The organism is Sphingobacterium sp. UBA2480, assembly GCF_002341965.1.
GTDB classification, from domain to species: Bacteria; Bacteroidota; Bacteroidia; order Sphingobacteriales; family Sphingobacteriaceae; genus Sphingobacterium; species Sphingobacterium multivorum.
The window spans coordinates 306,337-324,799 of record NZ_DDPA01000007.1 but is presented as its reverse complement, the minus strand read 5'-3'; the positions used below and the strand labels follow the sequence as shown (position 1 = coordinate 324,799).

The window sequence follows — 18,463 nt, the reverse complement described above, 5'->3', positions numbered from 1 at the left end:
CTACCATCGCCAGGCAAGTCGCAAAGTAAACCAATTAAAACGATATCCTGTTCCGGTACTGGAAGCAACGTTGCTTGTCTGATATTTGAAAGAAGATTCGAAATGACGTAAGCGGAATCCAATCTCTGGCTGTACCCGGAAAGCACTTTCCCAGGACTGCTTTTCTATCTGTTGCATGCCGGCAGCTCCCTGAACTTGAAAGTAGAAACTTGATATAAGTGGCAAAGGGGTTGTATAGTCCAAAAACACTTCCGTACTTAAATATCTATTGGGCGAAAAATAGTATTGAATACTGTTATCTTTAAAATGCAGTGCCGAAAAGTTAATACCGGCTTTAAAAGTAGGTTCAGTTCTGAAAAGGTGATAGAACGAGCCAAAGAACTGTTGACTCGTATTATCATCCGTCAAGAAACCAATGTTGCCTTGCGAATAAAAGCCATATTTACCTCCTAACATGATATGGGCGACATAACCAAGATTTGTACTTCTGATTTTTTGTCCAAGCAACGAAGCCGTGTAATTTAAAATATCTGATCCAATAAACAAACCGATCATTCTGCGGTCATGCGGTTGATATTGTATGGTTTGTTTTCCTGTGATGCCGAAGTATCGTTCGCGGCCAGCTGGATCGATCCATTGTAAGTGCACATCGGTAGTCCCTGACCAAGCTTTACTCCATCTTTCAATCATATTGAGATGTGCAAATTGTAGTTTGGTCTTTTCTACATTTGGCGATTCGACGGATCCCAAGCCTGCTCGCAGGCTTAACCTGTAAGTGCGCCCTTCACCTTGTTGCCACCACACAGAATTTTCTAACCTTATATTATCCCCTACATCCTTAAAGTAACTAAATTCAGTACCTGCATTCTGCCTACGCCATGCATGATATTTATCCATAAATTCCTGAAGCTCCTTTGGCGAAAACTTCGTTGTGTCACGTCTCATATAGTGAAGTGCTTCCTTGAATTCTTTTTTACCTAAAAGTACCTCTGCATATTCTTTGATATAGTATTTATTTGGAAATTTTACGGAGAGCGAATCGTAATATGCTAAGCCGTTTCTATAGTCACCCGACGTCGTTAACAGGCGGGCCCGGAGCAGCAACTGCTGTTCTGGATTGAGTTTTGTTTGCTGTTCCGCAAGAAAGGCAGCTGCTTGCTTCGTCCGAATATTCCATAACATGGCATTAAAGTAATTGACAATCGCATTTTGGTTGTCTTTATCCAACTCCCAGGCCATCTTTGCATACTTGATAGCTTTTGCAGGATGATGTTGCATAAATAGTGCATAGGAAAGATTAATTCGGGTGGTAATGGGCTCATAATTTAATTCCAATAATGACTCAAATGTTTTCACGGCATCACCAAAAGCTCTTTTTTGTAATTGCATATCACCTTTAAGAAGCAGCGCGCCGGCATCTTTGGGCTGTACGGCAAGGATACTATCCACCACACGAATAGCCACCTCAAACGCTTCGTTTTTTCTAAAAATCAATGCACGTTGTATATACCCTTCGCGCTGTTCATTGCTTAATTCAGTAGTCGTCACTACATTTTGGGCAATAGACAATCTTGTAGAGCTAAGCAAAAACAAAACAAAGAGTAGCAGATTTTTCATAATTGTTTATTAACTTAATAAAAAATAAGGCAATGGACAATAACACAATTCTTACAACTAATTCAAATGCAGAATCATGCTTAATTGTGCTGGATAACCGATTTACATCATTCGAGACCTCGGCATTGCGGTCTAAAATTTTGGAAATATTAAATTCATCCATACCATTAGTTCATATTGATGCTTCCAATGTTAGCGAAATAGATTTATCGGGTGTCAATGAAATTATTCATTCAAATTATGCCCTTTCACTTGTCTCCAAAAAGATGAATCTGATTTATCACAAGACTTCACCTTTACAAAACTGGGCTAGCATCACAGGTTTTTCACGATTTATCAGCAGTACGATAACGATCTGATTTTTTGTATCCCCCGAGTATCGATACCAAGATCATTGCGTAAATCAAACTGCCCATAAGCCCCATAAAGAGATCCCAAAAGGTGTTATAATGCGATAAGATTAATGATCTCATCACAAAAAACAATAGTGTAAACAATGCTATCAAAGACCAGTATTTAATATAACCTTCAGCCATTTGATTTTCATCTTTTGGTATTTTCCTGATACAATTGCATACAACAACTAAACCGAAAAGACTAAAAATAACCTGCAGAATTGCGTAGACGGGGAATTTAGCATTTAAAAAAAATATTGTGGCATTAAGAACATGAAAACGTTCGACGAAAAATCCATCGTCGTGTGTAAACGCGTCCCAGAACACATGTGTTGCGATACCCAACGTAACAGAAAACAGCACCACAAATGGGTTCTCCACAGCATAATTCCCCCATTTAAATGAAGCATATTTTTTCAGACGTTTTTGCAAAAAAAGGGGTACATTGGAATACAGAGGTCCTTTGACAAACTCGTGAAAAATAAAACATAAGATTAAAGCCAACGGTATATCGAGAAAAAAGAATCCAGGGAAATGATGACCAATATTAGGTCCTGTCCTCATTTTAAAGAAGAATTCAAAATCAGGGACCATACTTCCCACAACTAAACCTGTAAATGAAAGATAACGACGATTTATTTTTCGAAAAGGTAAAATCAAAGCCGGATGTGCAAATGTAAATGGCATAATATCCCTTTCTTTTTAATCTATTTCAGCTAAAATCTTCTGAATTTCCTTTTTCGTAATATTTCTTTTCAGTAAAAATTCAACGGATCCTTGCGCAATGGATTGCATAGCTACGCTGAGGTCTTCCAATGCGGTGGTGAAAATAACAGCACTTTCTGATGTGATTTTTCTTAATTCCTGCAATACTTCCAAACCATTCATTTTTTCCATTTGATAATCCAAAAAGATAATGTCTGGTTTTTGATCAAGTTGATTTAGACAAGATTCGCCGTTCGTAAAAACAGCAATATCACTAAATTCAAGATCCCTTAAAATCTTGGATAACATCGCTGTTACCACAGGATCATCATCTACAATAAATATTTTTTTCATACTAGGTATTTAGGTTAAGAAACTCTATTAACAGCTTTTTGTTTTAATAAATTTAATGATTTTAACATAAAAAAAATCACTAAATTAAAATTGAAATTAAAAAAAATGGATCTAATTAACTTTAATGCATGGTTAGTCAACACATCTTCAGTTATTTTTCAAACAATTTGATCGAAGTGGGAACTGCTGCGCTTGCCGAGTTTTAGAATACGATCATCGAATGTTCAAGTAATATAATCGACAACAGAATGTCTATTTATTGAAAAAGAATTATTACGCGACCTTTATAATTTAACCTCCTTGGGACATATTGCCTCCTATCTGGGTATTACCCAACAAACACTAAGCGTGATACGCGCGGGCAGGTAACTGATTTCATTTTTTAAGATATATTAAAAACACTGCAGATTATTTTAATTTGCTTTGCAGTATGAAATCATTACATATGAAAAAAATACTGTCATCCCTTGTCATCATCTTCATGGCGATAATGAGTGTTGCTCAATCCTCCAATGATAATTTTGCAGGTAAATGGAAAACCGAGGAAGGCTTCATTATCACCATCACTTACAGCAACGGAAAATTTTCTGGTCTCGATCCCAAAGGACGTCCAACCCTCTACAATGTGCGTTTTGAAAAAAATGAATGGAAGGGGACTGTGGAAAACCATGATACTGGCCAAAAAGGTAATTGCGAAATGTACCTCCAGGGAAAAAAGTTGAAAATTGTGGCCCATAAAGGCATCTTTTCAAAAACTTTTTATTGGGTAAAACAATAAGCAAAAAATTTAATTTACGTATTTTGTGTTGCTAATTTTAAAATTGAAAAATGGAACAGTTACTAATAGCTGGTGCTGCAGCACTAAGGAAAGCTGCATTAAATGAAGATGCCAAAGCGTATGTTTTGAATAATGAGGTACTTTATCGATTCATGAAGAAAGCCGCCGAACGTTATATCGGCGGTGAAAACCTTACCGAAACCGTAGAAAAGGTACGAATTTCAACGAATGAAGGTTTTAAGTGTTCGATGGAGTATATGGGGGAAAGTACGCGATCTATTGAGGAAGCGGATAAAGCCACAGATGAATTTCTAAAGATCTGTCATGTAATAAATCAAAAGGACCTCAATTCAACAGTCTCGCTCGACCTTTCACATATTGGACTAGAGATCTCAGAAGGCTTATGTTATGAAAACCTTTCCAAAATATGCGAAATAGCAAAGGGAAAGGAAGTAATCATCAGTGCCGAAGGGACAGAAAGAACAGATAGAATCTTAAAACTCTATCAGAAAGCGTCAAAAGAATTCTCCAATCTTTCCATTACGCTACAGGCATATCTCTATCGAACGGCAGATGACTTTGAGGCCATGTGCAAAGAAAGGGGGCGTATTAGGATAGTAAAAGGAGCTTTTGAAACAGCCAAAGGTTTATCCATACCACGGGGAGAGGAGCTTAATGAACAGTATCTATATTATGTTGAAAGGTTATTTTCGAAAGGCCACTTATGTTCCATTGCAACACACCATCATGAAATTCAGCAGGAAGTAAAAAAACTAATTGAACAACTAAATCCTAAAAAGGAATCTTATGAGTTTGAAAGTTTATTTGGCATCCAAACAGAGCAGTTGGTCAAATTAAAAGCTGAGGGTTATCCTACGAAGCTGTATTTTGTATATGGTCATGAATGGTATCTCTACCTTTGCAACAGATTAGCCGAATATCCATTAAATTTATTTAGAGCCTTACACGATATTGTTGATTCAAAGTGAGAGTCGATAAAGTAAATAATAAAGCAGCGGATTTCTGAGCTTATTTGAGCTGTCCAAATGCATCCACTTTATAGATTGGATTTTAGGGGCATACTTTGAAACTTTTTGAAAAAGTAAAGAACCCACAAAAACTGAGTGTATCCGTACACTGCATCTTCAACCGGAATCGTAAGTACCCTGATCCCCATAAATTCCATTGGATTGTAATTGACAATAGGGGACTCCAATCCTGTTCCGGTAAGTATGCCGTTGACAGGTAAAAAGCCCAGCATCAGCAAAGTGAAGACTAAAGAGGCCTGCGTAATCCATTGTATCCGAAATACAAAGTGAAAAAGCACCAATGTCGCCATAGTCACAGCAGCGGTAACTACGGTATAGATTCTGTCAGCATATCGAAGAGCAACAACAGCACATATAATGACACTTACAAAGACAACAATATTATTGAAGGCCGATAGCGATTGTAATCTAAAAAATTTATCGATGCAGAAATAGGTAAAAATACATGAAAAAGGGATGAAGATAAAGAATAACCATTCTTCCAATGGCAATCCTGCTATAGCCAGTCCCAAGGTATATCTTGTGTCAAACCACCATACTCCCTTACTGGTAAACCAGACATCCCAAGCTATAAAAAATACAGCAACAAGCGCTGATGCCTTTAAAAATGGGATGAACTCACGATCGAATCGAAGCCGCTTGTCGAAGGATGCGACAAAACAGATTATGACCGTAAAAAATAAGATAAGCGAATAAGTATATTGCATCATATTTTTTCATTGTTAGTATACATTTTAAAGTATTTCATTGGAACATATAAAAAGCCAAAACACTCGCCCTCCTCTTTGCCTAAATGTTTATGATGTTGTTTATGGGCACGACGAAGCGCTAAAAAGTAACGGTTATTCGTTTTACTCAACCATTTGAAACGTTGATGGATAAATATATCATGCACAAAGAAATATGCCATACCGTAGAGCATAATTCCCAATCCAATATAAAACAGATAATTGTACCCCTTTAACGACCCGAAATACATCAACGCGATCGTGGGAAGGGCAAAAATGATAAAAAAGTAATCATTCTTTTCCAGAAACCCCGCATTGCTGTGATCATGGTGATCGCGATGTAATATCCAGAGAAAGCCGTGCATAATGTATTTATGGATAAGCCAGGTGGCGCCCTCCATAGCAATAAAAGTGACCAATACTGTAATAAAATTCATAACTCTATTTTATAAGTAAGCAGCTTTGTAACGTAGATAACTTTTAAAAGCAACATAGGCTTTTTGTGCATTAGGTATTCTAATCCTACTTTCCAAAATTTCTTTGGAGGATTTTTTCCGAATCTTCGCAAATAGTGAAAGATAATACTTATAAGCCAGATAAACGCCAAATTTTGCCGATGCAGGCAATTTTTTGATTCCCAAAAGCGCTTCCTTAAATTCGCTGTGTATCTCATCCTCAATCTGGCTTTTGAGTGCATTGTCAAACACCGCCATATCCAGGTTTGGAAAATAGGTACGTCCAAGCACCTGATAATCGTCCTTGAGGTCACGCAAGAAGTTTATTTTTTGAAATGCAGAACCCAGTTTCATGGCGTAAGGTTTTAACTCCTCATAGCGCTCTCTATTACCTTCTGTAAAAACCTGTAAACACATCAGCCCCACCACTTCAGCCGAACCATAAATATATTCTTTATAACGTTCGGAATTATAGTCGACCTTATTCAGATCCATTTCCATGCTATGCAGAAATTGTCGGATCAGCTCGATGTCGATAGCATACTTATGCACCGTCTCCTGAAAAGACTGTAATATCGGATTTAATGAGATACCTTCCTCTAAAGCGCAGTTAGTCTCGAGGTATAACCGCGCCAAAAGTCGCTGCTTATCATAACCATGAAAACTATCGACTATTTCATCAGCCAACCTTACGTAGCCATAGATTGCATAAATACTAGCCCTAATGCTTGGCTTGAGGGCCAATATACCAAGCGAGAAACTTGTACTATACTTTTCAGTTGTTTTTTTGCTTACTTCATAAGCGAGTTCATCAAATAGCTTTTTCATGGTCTTATGTTTTACGATATAAATCAATGGCTTCTTTGGCAACAATTTTCCCCGATAAGATGGATGGAGGTACTCCGGGACCAGGAACTGTCAGCTGACCTGAATAAAAAAGATTATGGACTTTCTTATTTCTAATCTTGGGTTTCCATACCGCTGTCTGTTTTAATGTATTTGCTAGCCCATAAGCATTTCCAGCGTAAGCATTGTAATCGCTGATAAAGTCGCTTACGCAGTAACTTCTCTTGTATGTAATCTGCTCGTATAGGTTTTTTGTACCAGTATGCTTTCCCAAACGCTCTAACATCTTAATTAGGTATTTTTCACGTGTTTCATCATCGTCTGAGATAGCTGTCGCCAATGGCATCAACAAGAAGAGGTTCTCACTGCCTGCAGGAGCCACATGAGGATCCGTTTTGGATGGACAACATACATAGAACAGTGGATTTTGGGGCCATTTTTTTTCACCATATATACAGTCAATATGATCGTCCAACGGATGCTCAAAGAACAGTGTATGGTGTGTTAGATTTGGAATGGACGATTTCATCCCCAGATAATATATCAAACTCGAAGGGGCAAAGGTCCTACTCTTCCAATAATCTTCATCATAGTTTCTCAACTCCTTGGTAAGTAGTGTTTCGATATGATGATAATCAGCGGATGCAACCACAAGATCAAATGCGTAATCTACGCCATTAACACCTAATGAAGTGATCTTATTCTTTTCAATTTTTAATGTATCAACATTATGATCGAAATGAAAAGTGACACCTTGCCTCTCCGCTACTTGCTGCATCGCCAGTACTAATTGAAAAAAACCTCCTTTCGGATAATGAGTGCCAAGTGCGTAACCGCCGTAGTTCATCAGGCTATATAATGCCGGAATATCCTTGGGTGAGGCGCCCAGAAATATGACCGGAAATTCCATTAATGTCCGCAATCGTTGGTCCTTAAAATATTTGGCAACATAGGATCGGAAATTGGAAAGCAAATCTAGCTTAAAAGCGCTAAGTGCAATTTTTGGAGAGAGAAATTCGCCCCAATTGTGACAGGGTTTATTGACGAAATCCCGCATCCCCACTTCATACTTAAATTTTGCAGCTTCCATAAATCGATCTAACTGCGTACCCGCCCCAGGTTCGATCTGTTCAAATAATAGTTTTAATTGCTGATAGGATTCCGGAACACGAACTTGTCCGGAGTCAAATATCATTTCAAATTGAGGATTGAGCGATACAAGCTCAAAAAAATCAGCTGTGCTGCATCCAAAATCCGAAAAAAAGGACTCAATGATATCGGGCATCCAGTACCAGCTCGGTCCCATATCAAATTTAAATCCTTCTGTCGTACTGAATTGTCTCGCCCTTCCACCGGGCTGCGTATGTTTCTCAAAAACATGCACATCGTACCCTGCTTTAGCAAGATACGCTGCCGCTGAAAGACCCGAAAAACCTGCGCCAATAACGGCTACCTTCTTTTTCATTTGTTTTTTTAGCTAAACTACTTGGGCAATTCCCAATCGACTTATTGGCACCGCAACTAGTAATGTACACATCCTATTGCCTTTTGTCATTTCTATCGCATCCCGATGTGGATTATAACTTCACTTGCTCCAGCAAATTTTCCGGTGCAATATTTCTATCATAGATTAATTGATGAAATTTGCTCAGTTTATCCAATAAACTTATCAATGTTATTTTTTCGTGGTAGGTCAAATCACCTGAAACAATGTGCGTCGCATGGCGTATTTTTCCCATTTGCCGGTCCAATGCCGACAAGCCATTTTCTGTGATATAGAGCAACTTACTCCGGCGGTCCAGTTTTGAATCGTGTTGACGTATCCAACCTTGTTTGATCAAACGGTTTATAACGGCCATGCCGGCTGGCTTTTCATGAATATTCCTTCTGATCAATTCCATTTTTGTCATCTCACCAAAGGACCGTAGTGTAATAAGATAGATAAACTCCTCTTGTGTGGAAAAATCAGATTCCCAAATAGCAGCCTTTGAATAACTTTTTGCGAACCTATTCATATGCACTATTAACGTGCTGATGACACTTTCCGGACTACGCCCATTTTCCTTACCGTCCCAATTGGGTTCTTCGAGAACATCGGTTTCCTTTGTTACTATCCAACGTTTAAATCCATTTGCGTCAGTGCTATAGATTCCGTCTACGTTTTCCTGTTCAAACTCTTCAACTAATCCAATGATTTCTTTTAAAAGCTGATATTTCATATACTTTATTTAGAACATAAATATACCATATTTGTTTTAATTATTTCAAAAATAATATTTTTTAGAATAAAAATAAACCAACATCATAGCCTTAATAGTGGCAAACTGTAACCCATCGAGGCAGAGGCTTTCTTTAACTATGACAAGCCTTAAGTGTCAAATTTGTGTTCGTTTTATTATTACACGTGCAACATTTTTTCCGTAAGCTCGACTAACCTATAGTCACTAACTGCAAACAATTGTCATCAAGCTTTGCACAAGAACCTTAAATACATGAAAGAGTTAAAAAAAATTGCCCTAGTTCTCCCATACCTGTTGTTTTTCGCTATATCTCATGCTTCGTCTAACACGACGATCATTTCATTCATCGATTCAACCTTTACTGTTACGGGCAAAGTAGTTGATTCTATTACTAACGAACCTGCTCATTTAGTTTCCATATCCTTACTGGATCATCAAAGTGGCAGTAATCCTGTCAGAATAGTGGTGACAAATGAAAGTGGGGACTTCCAATTGACCCATAGTCAGCGTTCATTTTACCTAAAAATCAATCATATGGGCTTTCAGTCTCAGATAAAAAGAATTGTAATACCCAACGGGAGCAATATAGATATGGGTACTATAAAGCTTCATAAGATTGACAATAAGCTTGAGGAGGTTGCAGTTTCTTCCAGAAAACCTCCCCTAGAACTTATTACCGGTGGGTATAGATTTAATGCGGAAAACAATATACTAGGCAATAGTACAAATATAGCAGAATTGCTCAAGCAGGTTCCGGGATTAACAGTTGATGAAATGGAAGGCAAATTACAATTGCTTGGAAAAGGAGCTACTGTATTGATCAATGGTCGGAAAGTCAATTTGGGTGGTCAAGATTTATTGAACTACCTGAAATCTCTACCGAGCAATGAGGTCTCGTCCGTTAACGTGCTTACAAGTCCGGGTGCGGCATATGATTCCGCCGGAGATGGAGGTGTGCTCGATATCAGACTTAAGAAAAATTCCAATTTGGGCTTCTTTGGGTCGGCAAGTACAAGTGTTTCCACCCTTTGGGGGACGGACCAATCGCTCAATTTAAATCTTAAAAAAAGTAAGTTTGAAATTTCAGTGGGCTATAATTTTTCATATAGTGAAAACCTACATAAACGAAACGATCTAATAAAAAACTATTACTTACCCGATTCTAGTTATCTCTATAGACAAGAACAGGCCAGCGAAAGATCCCAAAGAACACATTCCATGAAAACCAATACACTTTATAATATTGATTCGACGAGCACACTCTCTTTTAATTATTGGTACGCCAGCTTTTATGGCAAATTTCCTAATGAAAGAGACGCTACGATCTATAATCGGGAGGATCAATTTCAAAGGCAGCTTAAACAGCAGGACTTCATGTTTTTGGACAATAATTTTCATATCGCCGATTTCATTTATGATAAAGATTTTAAAACGAAAAGCAAGCTTTCGATCGGTTTGAATTACGCGAAATACTCGAATGAAAATAACACTTCATTCTGGAGAAAGGCATATGATTTTTCTAACACGGAAATAAATTCCTCAGAAAATGATAGCAGAAATTTTATTACTTCCAGACTATATGAAATCTGGACATTCAATACCGATTACAAAACAAACATTGGAAAGGGTATTGATCTAAAATTCGGTGCAAAATATACCCGTGCAAATACAGAAAGCTTCTTTAAGAATCTAGCCACAGATGGAATTATCGATGCAGGAGAATTAAATAGTGAAAATAAGGTTCAATACGACGAAAATATACTTGCAGCCTATTCTTCTCTGAATGGTAAATTGAAACACTTCTCCTTCGATTTAGGCTTGCGATTAGAATCGTTCGACTATAAATTACGAGCCGTTTTAACTGACGAACAAATTAAAAACAACTATCTTAATTTATTTCCCAACTTTAATATACGTTATGATTTCAAAGACCTTAAAAACAGCATTGCTTTATCAGGGAACAGAAGAATCGAACGTCCCGGATATAGTATGCTCAATCCATTTGCGGTGAACAATAATCCTATCTATTTCACCAACGGTAACACACATTTGAAGCCATATTTTGCGAATAGGCTAGATCTGCAATATTCACATAAGTGGAATAGCAACCATTCACTGATCTTTTCTTTATATGGAAACTCCTCGAAGAATATGTTTACATATATCTCCAGATATAATGAGGAGGTTGGGAGTCCAGAGTTTAATTATTATAATGATTACAATCTAAACCAAATCGGAGGTTATGTCATGTCGGAAAACAAGTTTGGAAGCAGCGTGAATGTCAGTACATATTTATCAGCACAACGCCCAACTTTCAGATCGAACAATACAGAAGATATTTTGTTACCTGGGATTGTCAACTTTAGTGGGTCGATCAATACTTTCATCTATATTCTGCCAAAGACTACTGTTCAAATACTCGGCTTTTATGCATCGAAAAGAAATAGTTTTCAAATGCACTATGGGTCGACGGGATATATCACGACGGGTTTACAGCAAAAAGTGCTTCAGGACAAGTTAAATATATCCCTCACGATTGAGGATATTTTCAACTTACAAAAAGCGCCTATTTCCAGTTTAGGCAATGTGATTAGCATTGAAACAGTGAATAAATTGAAGTCACGCTATGCAAAATTGAGTTTCAGCTACAATTTTGGAAAAACCTTTTCAGCAAAACAGACCAAAAAGCTCGAAAAGGATTCGAGGATAGATTAACCCATCAATACTTTGATCATCACAGATGATTCGTGGAGGCATAGCGCTGGATATAATTGAGTTTAGAAAATAGTTTAAATACAGATAGACATTAAAATACCGCGAATTTAAAACGATTCACCACGAATTGGAATTCCCTTGAAAATTTGAGGAAAGTTATTCTAATTTAGTCCTATAAATACATAGAAGAAAAAGTGAATTATGAATGAGACTATCATAGAATTTGATAATAAAAAGCGCCTGAAATTAGCGCTGTTTGGTTTTCTGATGACGATAGCGGCTTTGGCATTTGCCTACTATATCTTCTTTGTCGCCGAAAAAATAAGAATTTTCTCTGGGGCACTGATGTTGACCTTAGGAGGCTTAGGGTGTTATTGTCTGATTGGTGGTATAAAGGCCCTATTTAATAAAGATCGAACCGGCCTCCTATTAAACGCAAATGGTATTCGATATAACGGTACACCAGTAGGAATAAAGGTTGGGACTGTAAAATGGACTGCGATTCAATCCGTCTCAACAGGGATGGCCCATGGTGTCCATTTTGTTTTTTTGAAGCTGCACAATCCCGAAAATTATATCCAGCAGTTCGCTCCACAAGTACAACAACATCTGCTCGAAAATGGAATAGCCATTTCGGTCGATCAGTTGTCGCTTGACTTCAATGAGCTCAAAAAATTGATAGAAGAGTATTATCAGCGGTATCATTAACAGTAAAAAGAAAAAGATTGATTCCCCAACATCGTTCAAAACCTGTACAAGTCAATTGAATGAGTTGTTCGCCTTATATTTTTCATTTGATCTTTTAAACAAAGTAAGTTAGGACGTCTAAACAAAACCATGCGTCAAAATCCCTCCTACCTTTGTCTTAACAAAATCAAATTTTTAAAATGAAAGCAAACAATTATCAAGGAGCATTACAGAAACCAATCGGTTCTGGCTTCACAGCAAAATCTACTTCAGAGGACGTCATTAAAGGAATTGATCTAAGCAATAAAATCGCAATTGTAACGGGAGGTAATACGGGAATCGGACTTGAAACTACCAAAACGCTCGCTTCTGCCGGTGCAACTGTTATCGTTCTTGCAAGAAACGTTGAAAAAGCAAAAGTAAATTTAGCAGGTATAGTAAATATCGAAATCGAAGAAGTGGATATGATTGAACCGGCTTCTATTGACAGATTTGCTAGAAAATTCATTTTATCAGGCAGACCACTTCATTTACTAATCAACAATGCCGGTATTATGTGGGTCCCTTTGCAGCGTGACCAACGTGGAATTGAATCGCAACTAGCGACAAATTATTTAGGGCAATTTCATCTTACAGCTAGACTGTGGCCCGCATTAAAACAGGCGGGTGCTGCACGAGTTGTCAATGTATCTTCTCTTGGACATCATAATTCTTCCTTCAATTTTGAAGATCCAAATTTTGAAAATCGCGAATATGAAACTCTTCAGGCTTATGGTCAATCAAAAACGGCAAGCAATCTTTTCACTTTAGAGCTAGATAACCGGGCCAAAGATTTTAATATAAGGGCGTATTCTTTACATCCAGGCTCGATCGGAGGTACAGAATTAGGGCGGGATGCAGACCCGGAACAATGGAGGAAGTTAGGATTTTTAGATGAAAATGGAAATATACACCCAGCGATAATGGCTACATTGAAGACCATTCCACAAGGTGCTGCGACTACGGTTTTTGCAGCGACCAGTCCGTTATTAGATGAAATAGGCGGTGTATATCTGGAAGATAACGATATCGCAGAGTTGCTACCAACAGATCCTTTAATCCCAACCCATACAAAACTGCATCAGAACGGTGTCCAACAATATTCATTGGATAAAGATTCAGCAAAACGCCTTTGGCACCTTAGTGAAGAAATGATCGGAGTAAAGTTCAATATAGACTAATATCCAAACGGCTTACGATAAAAGATTTAGCTATTAATTTTTTATATTTATGTCATCACAATGCCTTTAAAGCCGAACAGAAAATTCGAATCATGGAGTATAAAGCGAAATATATAACAGATGATATTAAGCTATCCTGTTATGAGGATAAGTTCTTCAAATCGGATATCAGTTTCGAGTGCCATATGTTAATCTGGTTTATTTCCGGTGAAACAAAAATTGTACAAGCCGATGCTACTTACCTGTTTAAAAAAGGCGATATTTTTCTAATACCAAGAAATCAGTTAGCAACAATTATCAACTACCCAAAAGATGGACAGCCTCACAAAACGGTCGTGATGCACTTAACGAGTGAGAAGCTAAAAAATTTCTATGCAAATCTGACCATAAAGCCTTCTGCTCGAAAATCGGAAAAGATATACAGCTTTAACAATCATCCTTTACTGGAAAGCTGTCTTTCCTCATTGATTCCTTATTTTGAACTACAGAAACTGCCCGAGAACATTGCCTCCCTGAAAATCACGGAAGCAATCAGTATCCTCCGGGCGATAGATAAAGAAATAGATCCTATTTTGGCTAACTTTGAAGAACCCGGCAAAATTGACCTTGCAGGCTATATGGAAAAGAACTTTATGTTCAATTTATCGCTGGAAAAATTCGGTTATCTGACAGGACGAAGTTTAACCACCTTCAAAAGGGATTTTAGCAAGATTTTCAACCTCACACCGCAGCGATGGTTAACAAAAAAACGATTGGAGCTAGCACACTATCAATTTGTTGAAAAAAGAATGAAACCAATCGAAGTTTGTTACGCGGTAGGATTCGAAAATCTTTCACATTTCTCCTATGCGTTTAAAAAGCATTTTGGTTACACGCCTACCGATCTGCTAGCATCGCGACTTTGAAAAAATGTTGAATAGGTCTAATAGCGAATTTCATTCCGGATACATATTAAGCATTTGAAAACGTTGAATACAAATCATAGCGAGCGCAAGCTTATCTCAAAGGCCACCTATCATCGTGCAGACTTCCAATACATCCGCCGCGAGCCCATGCAATGGCAGAATGACTCAACGGAAGATGTATTGTTTTATCGACTGTATGTTAAATCCCTGCTTAGTAATAGGATTTCAGGTATCGTTCTGTTTCCTCTTTATTGTGGCTCATACGTATGCGCCAAATCAATTCCTGGACGTTGACGGTCTCGAAATCTATTCCCAAATGGTTTCGCATAAGTTTTGCCGCCGAAGCTCCGTCCAACTCTCCATTCGTATTTTCCGCGATAGGATCTGCCCCTTTGCCTATATCTCTAAACTTACTCCATGCGTGCACCCCGATTACGGAGAACTTATTTTCGGTGTCTGCTGTAAGTTTTTGGGCAATATAAGCTGGGGTCCCCTCCCGTTCATGGTTAACATTTCCAAAATTCCAAAGCGTATAGCGAATGCTAATGACCGGAATCTCATACCCTTGTTTATTTTTCAACCAAATAATATCTCCCTTTCCGCCTGCATAAGGACTGTATTGTAAGACAACAAGTCCCTCGAGCTGATCATTAGCATCAATAAATGCTTGATACCCTTCTTTGGCAGCTGCCGACTTCACATCTTTAGCCATCAGTCCAAGCACTTTAATGCGATGTTGCCGCATATGCTGTGCAACATCTTTGGCCAAATTGGCCAGACGTGTGGTACGGTTATCTTCGATCCCAAAATTATCAACATATTGATAACCACCTCCAAGGGCTTCAATCAAAGTATAATCACGATGCTGCTTATTAAAGACGTTACTAAATTGACTTGGTGCCATTTGCAAAAGATTGCTCGCAGAAATACCAAACCCCATTTTCATGTTCGTGGCATCGCTGTTTTGATAGTAATCAGAAACAAAATCGTTCATCATCCACTGTACATTGTCACCATCCGAAAGATAATAAGCAACGAATTTCTTATCCTTCGACCAGTCGATAAACTGCGGATTGACAACCTTAGCCAATACACCTGTCTGACGCTGTTTGTATGTCAATGAAGTCAATGGAATATTATACGTCCAATCGCTAGGGACCCAGACATGCCCCTTGGCAGATGCCCTGCTTACGAATACCGACTCATCCACGCCTTGCTCCCATCCATAGATTGGGGCGCCAGGCGCCAGCCACGATAATATTTCCTCATACACCTGTAAATTCTGGCCGGCAGTTGCGTTCTCTTTTTGCTTATTAATGTTGAGGACAAATAAGTTGTTGGCAATTGCGAAGTCGCGCAATTCTCCAGTCTGTACGGGCATAACCACCAACGCTTTGTTGCTAACTTTCGTTTTAAATTCTTTCCAGGCATCTGCCGTGGATTTATTACGCGCATCATATTTCATCGCATATCCGGCCGCATCATATTTGGCCTTGTCGCGGACATCAACAATCAACGCATTGTACACGGAAGAAGCCACTGAAGCCACGATATTACTTTCTGGATTATTTGTTACATCCGTGAGTACATAACCGTCGAATAGATCTTTTATCTGCAACTTGATCCCATCGGACGGGCCATAATTATTCCGCGCCAGCTCAATGGCACTTTGCATCCCTTGTTCGCTAACCCCAAGATCACCCAACGCCTGCTTAGACAGGCTGTAGGATTCCCGCCCCGCATGATCATGCAACCAGACAGCGATCTGGCTCTTTCCCTGCTGTACAGCACGGTTGGTCAACCCCGCGAGCGATTGCGCCAATAAATGATACTGTAAGCCTCGTATTTCATTGCTTTCACCAATATTGTTTCTAGAACCAACGTTAAGGACCTCCACGACAGACCAGTATCGTTTGGGTTTTACCGTCATCTCTAATAAATTATACTGCCCGTTATCTTTAATGGGCTCGTAAAGCTCTTCATATAGTTGTGGAACGGTATCATTCATACCTTGATTGATATCGGGACTTTTATATTTTGAGCAGCTCAAAAATAGACTGCATAGGGCAAGCATTATTCCAGTAATCATAGCGTATTTCATAAAGCATTCAATTTAATTATAACCATTATTTTGGGTCAATCCTTCGGTTTTATTGATTTCATCCTGTGGAATAGGCCTCAATAGGTGAATGGGGTTTAGGTTGTTGTATTTTTGAACCAATGGATTGTTGGCCTTCGCCCGCACAATAAGTTTACCGGTCCGTTTTAGATCAAACCAGCGATCGTGCTCGCCCATAAGTTCGCGTGCTCTTTCATCGAGCAGTACATCCAAGCTAAGAGCCGACAGTTTGAGCTGATCGTTGAAAGCAGTCTCGGATAGCGCAGCGCGTTTGCGGAGCTCATTGACAAGATGGAGTGCTTCTTGATTTTGATGCATGCCCAAATAGGCCTCTGCTGCTAATAAATATGCATCCGATAGACGGTATATAACATCTTCTCGTGTACCTGCCCCACCCCAGGGCATTTTGGTATCTTTGAATTTTTGGATAATGGGCATCCGGTCTATCGCATTGGTCAGTACAGGCAATGCAGTAGACTGCGGATACCAATTGTAGTCATTTCCATTTTTAAAGGGGTAAAAACGTAACGCTCCAACAACATTCCCCGAATGGTCATTCCAGCGTGGAAAATAGATCCCCAATTTGCCAAAATCTTTACTTGCTGGATTATTCACTATAAATGAACGTTTGAAGGTTACGTCGTAACGTGTATCCACATCGGGATTGTCAAAATATTCATGAACACGCGGTATAACCCAATATTGCCTACTCATAGCGCTATAGTCAGCTTGATTACGAACAAAAAGGTCAGGCTCCAATGCAGTTATGTTAAAGCCAAATAGCTGCTGCTGTGGATTCCCCCCACCGACATAGTTCTTGTCCGTGCCATATTGCATCGCCCAGATTACTTCGCTATTATTTTGATTATTTTCGTCATACACACTCGCATATGATCCCAATAAGCGATATTGACCCGATTGGCTGATACTCATAAAATTTTGTGCCGCATCTTTAAAATCTGTCGTCACCGCATATGATTTATATGCCCGCGTTAGATAAAGCTTCCCCAACAAAAATCGAATTGCAGCGTCATTTACTTCTCCTAGCTCAGCATTTCCGAATGGAAGGGTCCCTTTTGCACTTTCCAGATCTTCAATCAATTGTTTATAGATCTGCGTTTCGGAGGCACGGTGCACACTTTTCAGCACCTCTTTCTGTTCTTCCAGATAAAGTGGGACGTCCCCGAATGTTTCCACTAAATAATAATATGCAAGGGCACGGAAGAATTTACCTTTCGCTACCATTTTTGGATAGTCTGTTCCAGCAATGTCTGCAGTTGTTCGAGTTAGCAGAATGTTGGACTCTTGTACAATCTTATATAAATTGTTCCAATATCCGCCTACAACTGGCGCTGTACCATTGAAGGTCTTATCATAACCGTTGAACATCCGCTCCGATTCACCTTCGGTAATTGCCATGTAGAGGTCCGTTCCGAAATATTGCATTTCACCTGTATTAAAAACAGCTCTACTCTTCACATATAAGTCAACTAGCAACTTTTGCTGACCTTCTTTGCTATCGTAAAATTTATCGGTTACTACAGAAGGCGAATCGACATCGAGAAAGCTGGAACAACCGACCATACCAACCATCAGCGAAACGCCCAGCACGAAAAGGTTTATTTGATTTTTAAATATATTCTTCATGTC

17 protein-coding genes are annotated in these 18,463 nt (G+C 38.8%); 7 read left to right on the top strand and 10 right to left on the bottom strand.

Annotation, left to right across the window (positions count from 1 at the left end; translation table 11 throughout):
• Positions 1-1,617, bottom strand: coding sequence for a cellulose synthase subunit BcsC-related outer membrane protein (locus B3600_RS14630; RefSeq protein ID WP_286753428.1), 1,617 nt, complete (start codon positions 1,615-1,617; stop codon positions 1-3).
• A 32-nt stretch (positions 1,618-1,649) separates the two neighbouring features.
• Here B3600_RS14630 and B3600_RS14625 point away from each other — a divergent pair, with 32 nt between their 5' ends.
• Positions 1,650-1,976 (top strand): hypothetical protein, encoded by a 327-nt coding sequence (locus tag B3600_RS14625; RefSeq protein ID WP_156167698.1) that lies wholly within the window; start codon positions 1,650-1,652, stop codon positions 1,974-1,976.
• Here the strand turns inward: B3600_RS14625 and B3600_RS14620 are convergent.
• Together B3600_RS14620 and B3600_RS14615 are read right to left on the bottom strand one after the other, a co-directional pair.
• Positions 1,944-2,699: a DUF4184 family protein gene (locus B3600_RS14620; RefSeq protein WP_046675148.1), complete on the bottom strand. Its 756-nt coding sequence runs from the start codon at positions 2,697-2,699 to the stop codon at positions 1,944-1,946. The two genes, B3600_RS14625 and B3600_RS14620, sit on opposite strands and share 33 nt — an antisense overlap.
• 15 nt (positions 2,700-2,714) lie before the next feature.
• Complete coding sequence (locus B3600_RS14615; RefSeq protein WP_046675147.1) at positions 2,715-3,071, bottom strand: response regulator; 357 nt, start codon at positions 3,069-3,071, stop codon at positions 2,715-2,717.
• Positions 3,072-3,516: 445 nt separating this feature from the next.
• On the opposite strand from B3600_RS14615, the gene B3600_RS14610 reads away from it, so the two are divergent.
• Positions 3,517-3,849, top strand: a complete 333-nt coding sequence (locus B3600_RS14610; protein ID WP_112375900.1) for a hypothetical protein — start codon at positions 3,517-3,519, stop codon at positions 3,847-3,849.
• 50 nt (positions 3,850-3,899) lie between these two features.
• The gene (locus B3600_RS14605) at positions 3,900-4,838 is read left to right on the top strand and encodes a proline dehydrogenase family protein (protein ID WP_286753427.1); all 939 of its coding nucleotides are present in this window, start codon (positions 3,900-3,902) and stop codon (positions 4,836-4,838) included.
• Positions 4,839-4,906: 68 nt separating this feature from the next.
• Here the strand turns inward: B3600_RS14605 and B3600_RS14600 are convergent, their stop codons facing one another.
• The 5 genes from B3600_RS14600 to B3600_RS14580 form a co-directional block, all read right to left on the bottom strand.
• On the bottom strand, positions 4,907-5,608 hold the full coding sequence (locus tag B3600_RS14600; RefSeq protein ID WP_286753426.1) for a lycopene cyclase domain-containing protein: 702 nt from the start codon (positions 5,606-5,608) through the stop codon (positions 4,907-4,909).
• A complete protein-coding gene (locus tag B3600_RS14595) occupies positions 5,605-6,063 on the bottom strand; it encodes a sterol desaturase family protein (protein WP_115050190.1) in 459 nt (152 codons plus the stop codon). The genes B3600_RS14600 and B3600_RS14595 overlap by 4 nt, the downstream gene beginning before the upstream one ends.
• Before the next feature lie 9 nt (positions 6,064-6,072).
• Positions 6,073-6,909 carry a phytoene/squalene synthase family protein gene (locus B3600_RS14590; RefSeq protein WP_046675142.1) on the bottom strand — a complete coding sequence of 279 codons (837 nt, stop codon included), beginning with the start codon at positions 6,907-6,909 and terminating at the stop codon, positions 6,073-6,075.
• Between the two features lie 4 nt (positions 6,910-6,913).
• Positions 6,914-8,392, bottom strand: coding sequence for a phytoene desaturase family protein (locus B3600_RS14585; protein ID WP_286753425.1), 1,479 nt, complete (start codon positions 8,390-8,392; stop codon positions 6,914-6,916).
• Positions 8,393-8,504: 112 nt separating this feature from the next.
• Positions 8,505-9,146: a MarR family winged helix-turn-helix transcriptional regulator gene (locus B3600_RS14580; RefSeq protein WP_286753424.1), complete on the bottom strand. Its 642-nt coding sequence runs from the start codon at positions 9,144-9,146 to the stop codon at positions 8,505-8,507.
• Positions 9,147-9,419: 273 nt separating this feature from the next.
• On the opposite strand from B3600_RS14580, the gene B3600_RS14575 reads away from it, so the two are divergent.
• The 4 genes from B3600_RS14575 to B3600_RS14560 all read left to right on the top strand — a co-directional run bounded on the left by B3600_RS14575 (position 9,420) and on the right by B3600_RS14560 (position 14,694).
• A complete protein-coding gene (locus B3600_RS14575) occupies positions 9,420-11,882 on the top strand; it encodes an outer membrane beta-barrel protein (RefSeq protein WP_286753423.1) in 2,463 nt (820 codons plus the stop codon).
• A gap of 201 nt (positions 11,883-12,083) precedes the next feature.
• Positions 12,084-12,590: an STM3941 family protein gene (locus tag B3600_RS14570; protein WP_286753422.1), complete on the top strand. Its 507-nt coding sequence runs from the start codon at positions 12,084-12,086 to the stop codon at positions 12,588-12,590.
• 179 nt (positions 12,591-12,769) lie between these two features.
• A complete protein-coding gene (locus B3600_RS14565; RefSeq protein ID WP_286753421.1) occupies positions 12,770-13,789 on the top strand; it encodes an SDR family NAD(P)-dependent oxidoreductase in 1,020 nt (339 codons plus the stop codon).
• A 92-nt stretch (positions 13,790-13,881) separates the two neighbouring features.
• Positions 13,882-14,694, top strand: coding sequence for a helix-turn-helix domain-containing protein (locus tag B3600_RS14560; protein WP_286753420.1), 813 nt, complete (start codon positions 13,882-13,884; stop codon positions 14,692-14,694).
• Positions 14,695-14,905: 211 nt separating this feature from the next.
• Here B3600_RS14560 and B3600_RS14555 read toward each other — a convergent pair whose 3' ends face one another.
• On the bottom strand, positions 14,906-16,795 hold the full coding sequence (locus B3600_RS14555; protein WP_286753419.1) for a GxGYxYP domain-containing protein: 1,890 nt from the start codon (positions 16,793-16,795) through the stop codon (positions 14,906-14,908).
• A gap of 12 nt (positions 16,796-16,807) precedes the next feature.
• The gene (locus tag B3600_RS14550) at positions 16,808-18,460 is read right to left on the bottom strand and encodes a RagB/SusD family nutrient uptake outer membrane protein (protein WP_286753418.1); all 1,653 of its coding nucleotides are present in this window, start codon (positions 18,458-18,460) and stop codon (positions 16,808-16,810) included.
• Positions 18,461-18,463 lie beyond the last annotated feature (3 nt).

What these genes read in the sequence shown, in the direction of transcription:
- B3600_RS14630 (WP_286753428.1), bottom strand. Translation starts at nt 1,617, where the DNA reads ATGAAAAATCTGCTACTCTTTGTTTTGTTTTTGCTTAGCTCTACAAGA.
- B3600_RS14625 (WP_156167698.1), top strand. Translation starts at nt 1,650, where the DNA reads ATGGACAATAACACAATTCTTACAACTAATTCAAATGCAGAATCATGC.
- B3600_RS14620 (WP_046675148.1), bottom strand. Translation starts at nt 2,699, where the DNA reads ATGCCATTTACATTTGCACATCCGGCTTTGATTTTACCTTTTCGAAAA.
- B3600_RS14615 (WP_046675147.1), bottom strand. Translation starts at nt 3,071, where the DNA reads ATGAAAAAAATATTTATTGTAGATGATGATCCTGTGGTAACAGCGATG.
- B3600_RS14610 (WP_112375900.1), top strand. Translation starts at nt 3,517, where the DNA reads ATGAAAAAAATACTGTCATCCCTTGTCATCATCTTCATGGCGATAATG.
- B3600_RS14605 (WP_286753427.1), top strand. Translation starts at nt 3,900, where the DNA reads ATGGAACAGTTACTAATAGCTGGTGCTGCAGCACTAAGGAAAGCTGCA.
- B3600_RS14600 (WP_286753426.1), bottom strand. Translation starts at nt 5,608, where the DNA reads ATGATGCAATATACTTATTCGCTTATCTTATTTTTTACGGTCATAATC.
- B3600_RS14595 (WP_115050190.1), bottom strand. Translation starts at nt 6,063, where the DNA reads ATGAATTTTATTACAGTATTGGTCACTTTTATTGCTATGGAGGGCGCC.
- B3600_RS14590 (WP_046675142.1), bottom strand. Translation starts at nt 6,909, where the DNA reads ATGAAAAAGCTATTTGATGAACTCGCTTATGAAGTAAGCAAAAAAACA.
- B3600_RS14585 (WP_286753425.1), bottom strand. Translation starts at nt 8,392, where the DNA reads ATGAAAAAGAAGGTAGCCGTTATTGGCGCAGGTTTTTCGGGTCTTTCA.
- B3600_RS14580 (WP_286753424.1), bottom strand. Translation starts at nt 9,146, where the DNA reads ATGAAATATCAGCTTTTAAAAGAAATCATTGGATTAGTTGAAGAGTTT.
- B3600_RS14575 (WP_286753423.1), top strand. Translation starts at nt 9,420, where the DNA reads ATGAAAGAGTTAAAAAAAATTGCCCTAGTTCTCCCATACCTGTTGTTT.
- B3600_RS14570 (WP_286753422.1), top strand. Translation starts at nt 12,084, where the DNA reads ATGAATGAGACTATCATAGAATTTGATAATAAAAAGCGCCTGAAATTA.
- B3600_RS14565 (WP_286753421.1), top strand. Translation starts at nt 12,770, where the DNA reads ATGAAAGCAAACAATTATCAAGGAGCATTACAGAAACCAATCGGTTCT.
- B3600_RS14560 (WP_286753420.1), top strand. Translation starts at nt 13,882, where the DNA reads ATGGAGTATAAAGCGAAATATATAACAGATGATATTAAGCTATCCTGT.
- B3600_RS14555 (WP_286753419.1), bottom strand. Translation starts at nt 16,795, where the DNA reads ATGAAATACGCTATGATTACTGGAATAATGCTTGCCCTATGCAGTCTA.
- B3600_RS14550 (WP_286753418.1), bottom strand. Translation starts at nt 18,460, where the DNA reads ATGAAGAATATATTTAAAAATCAAATAAACCTTTTCGTGCTGGGCGTT.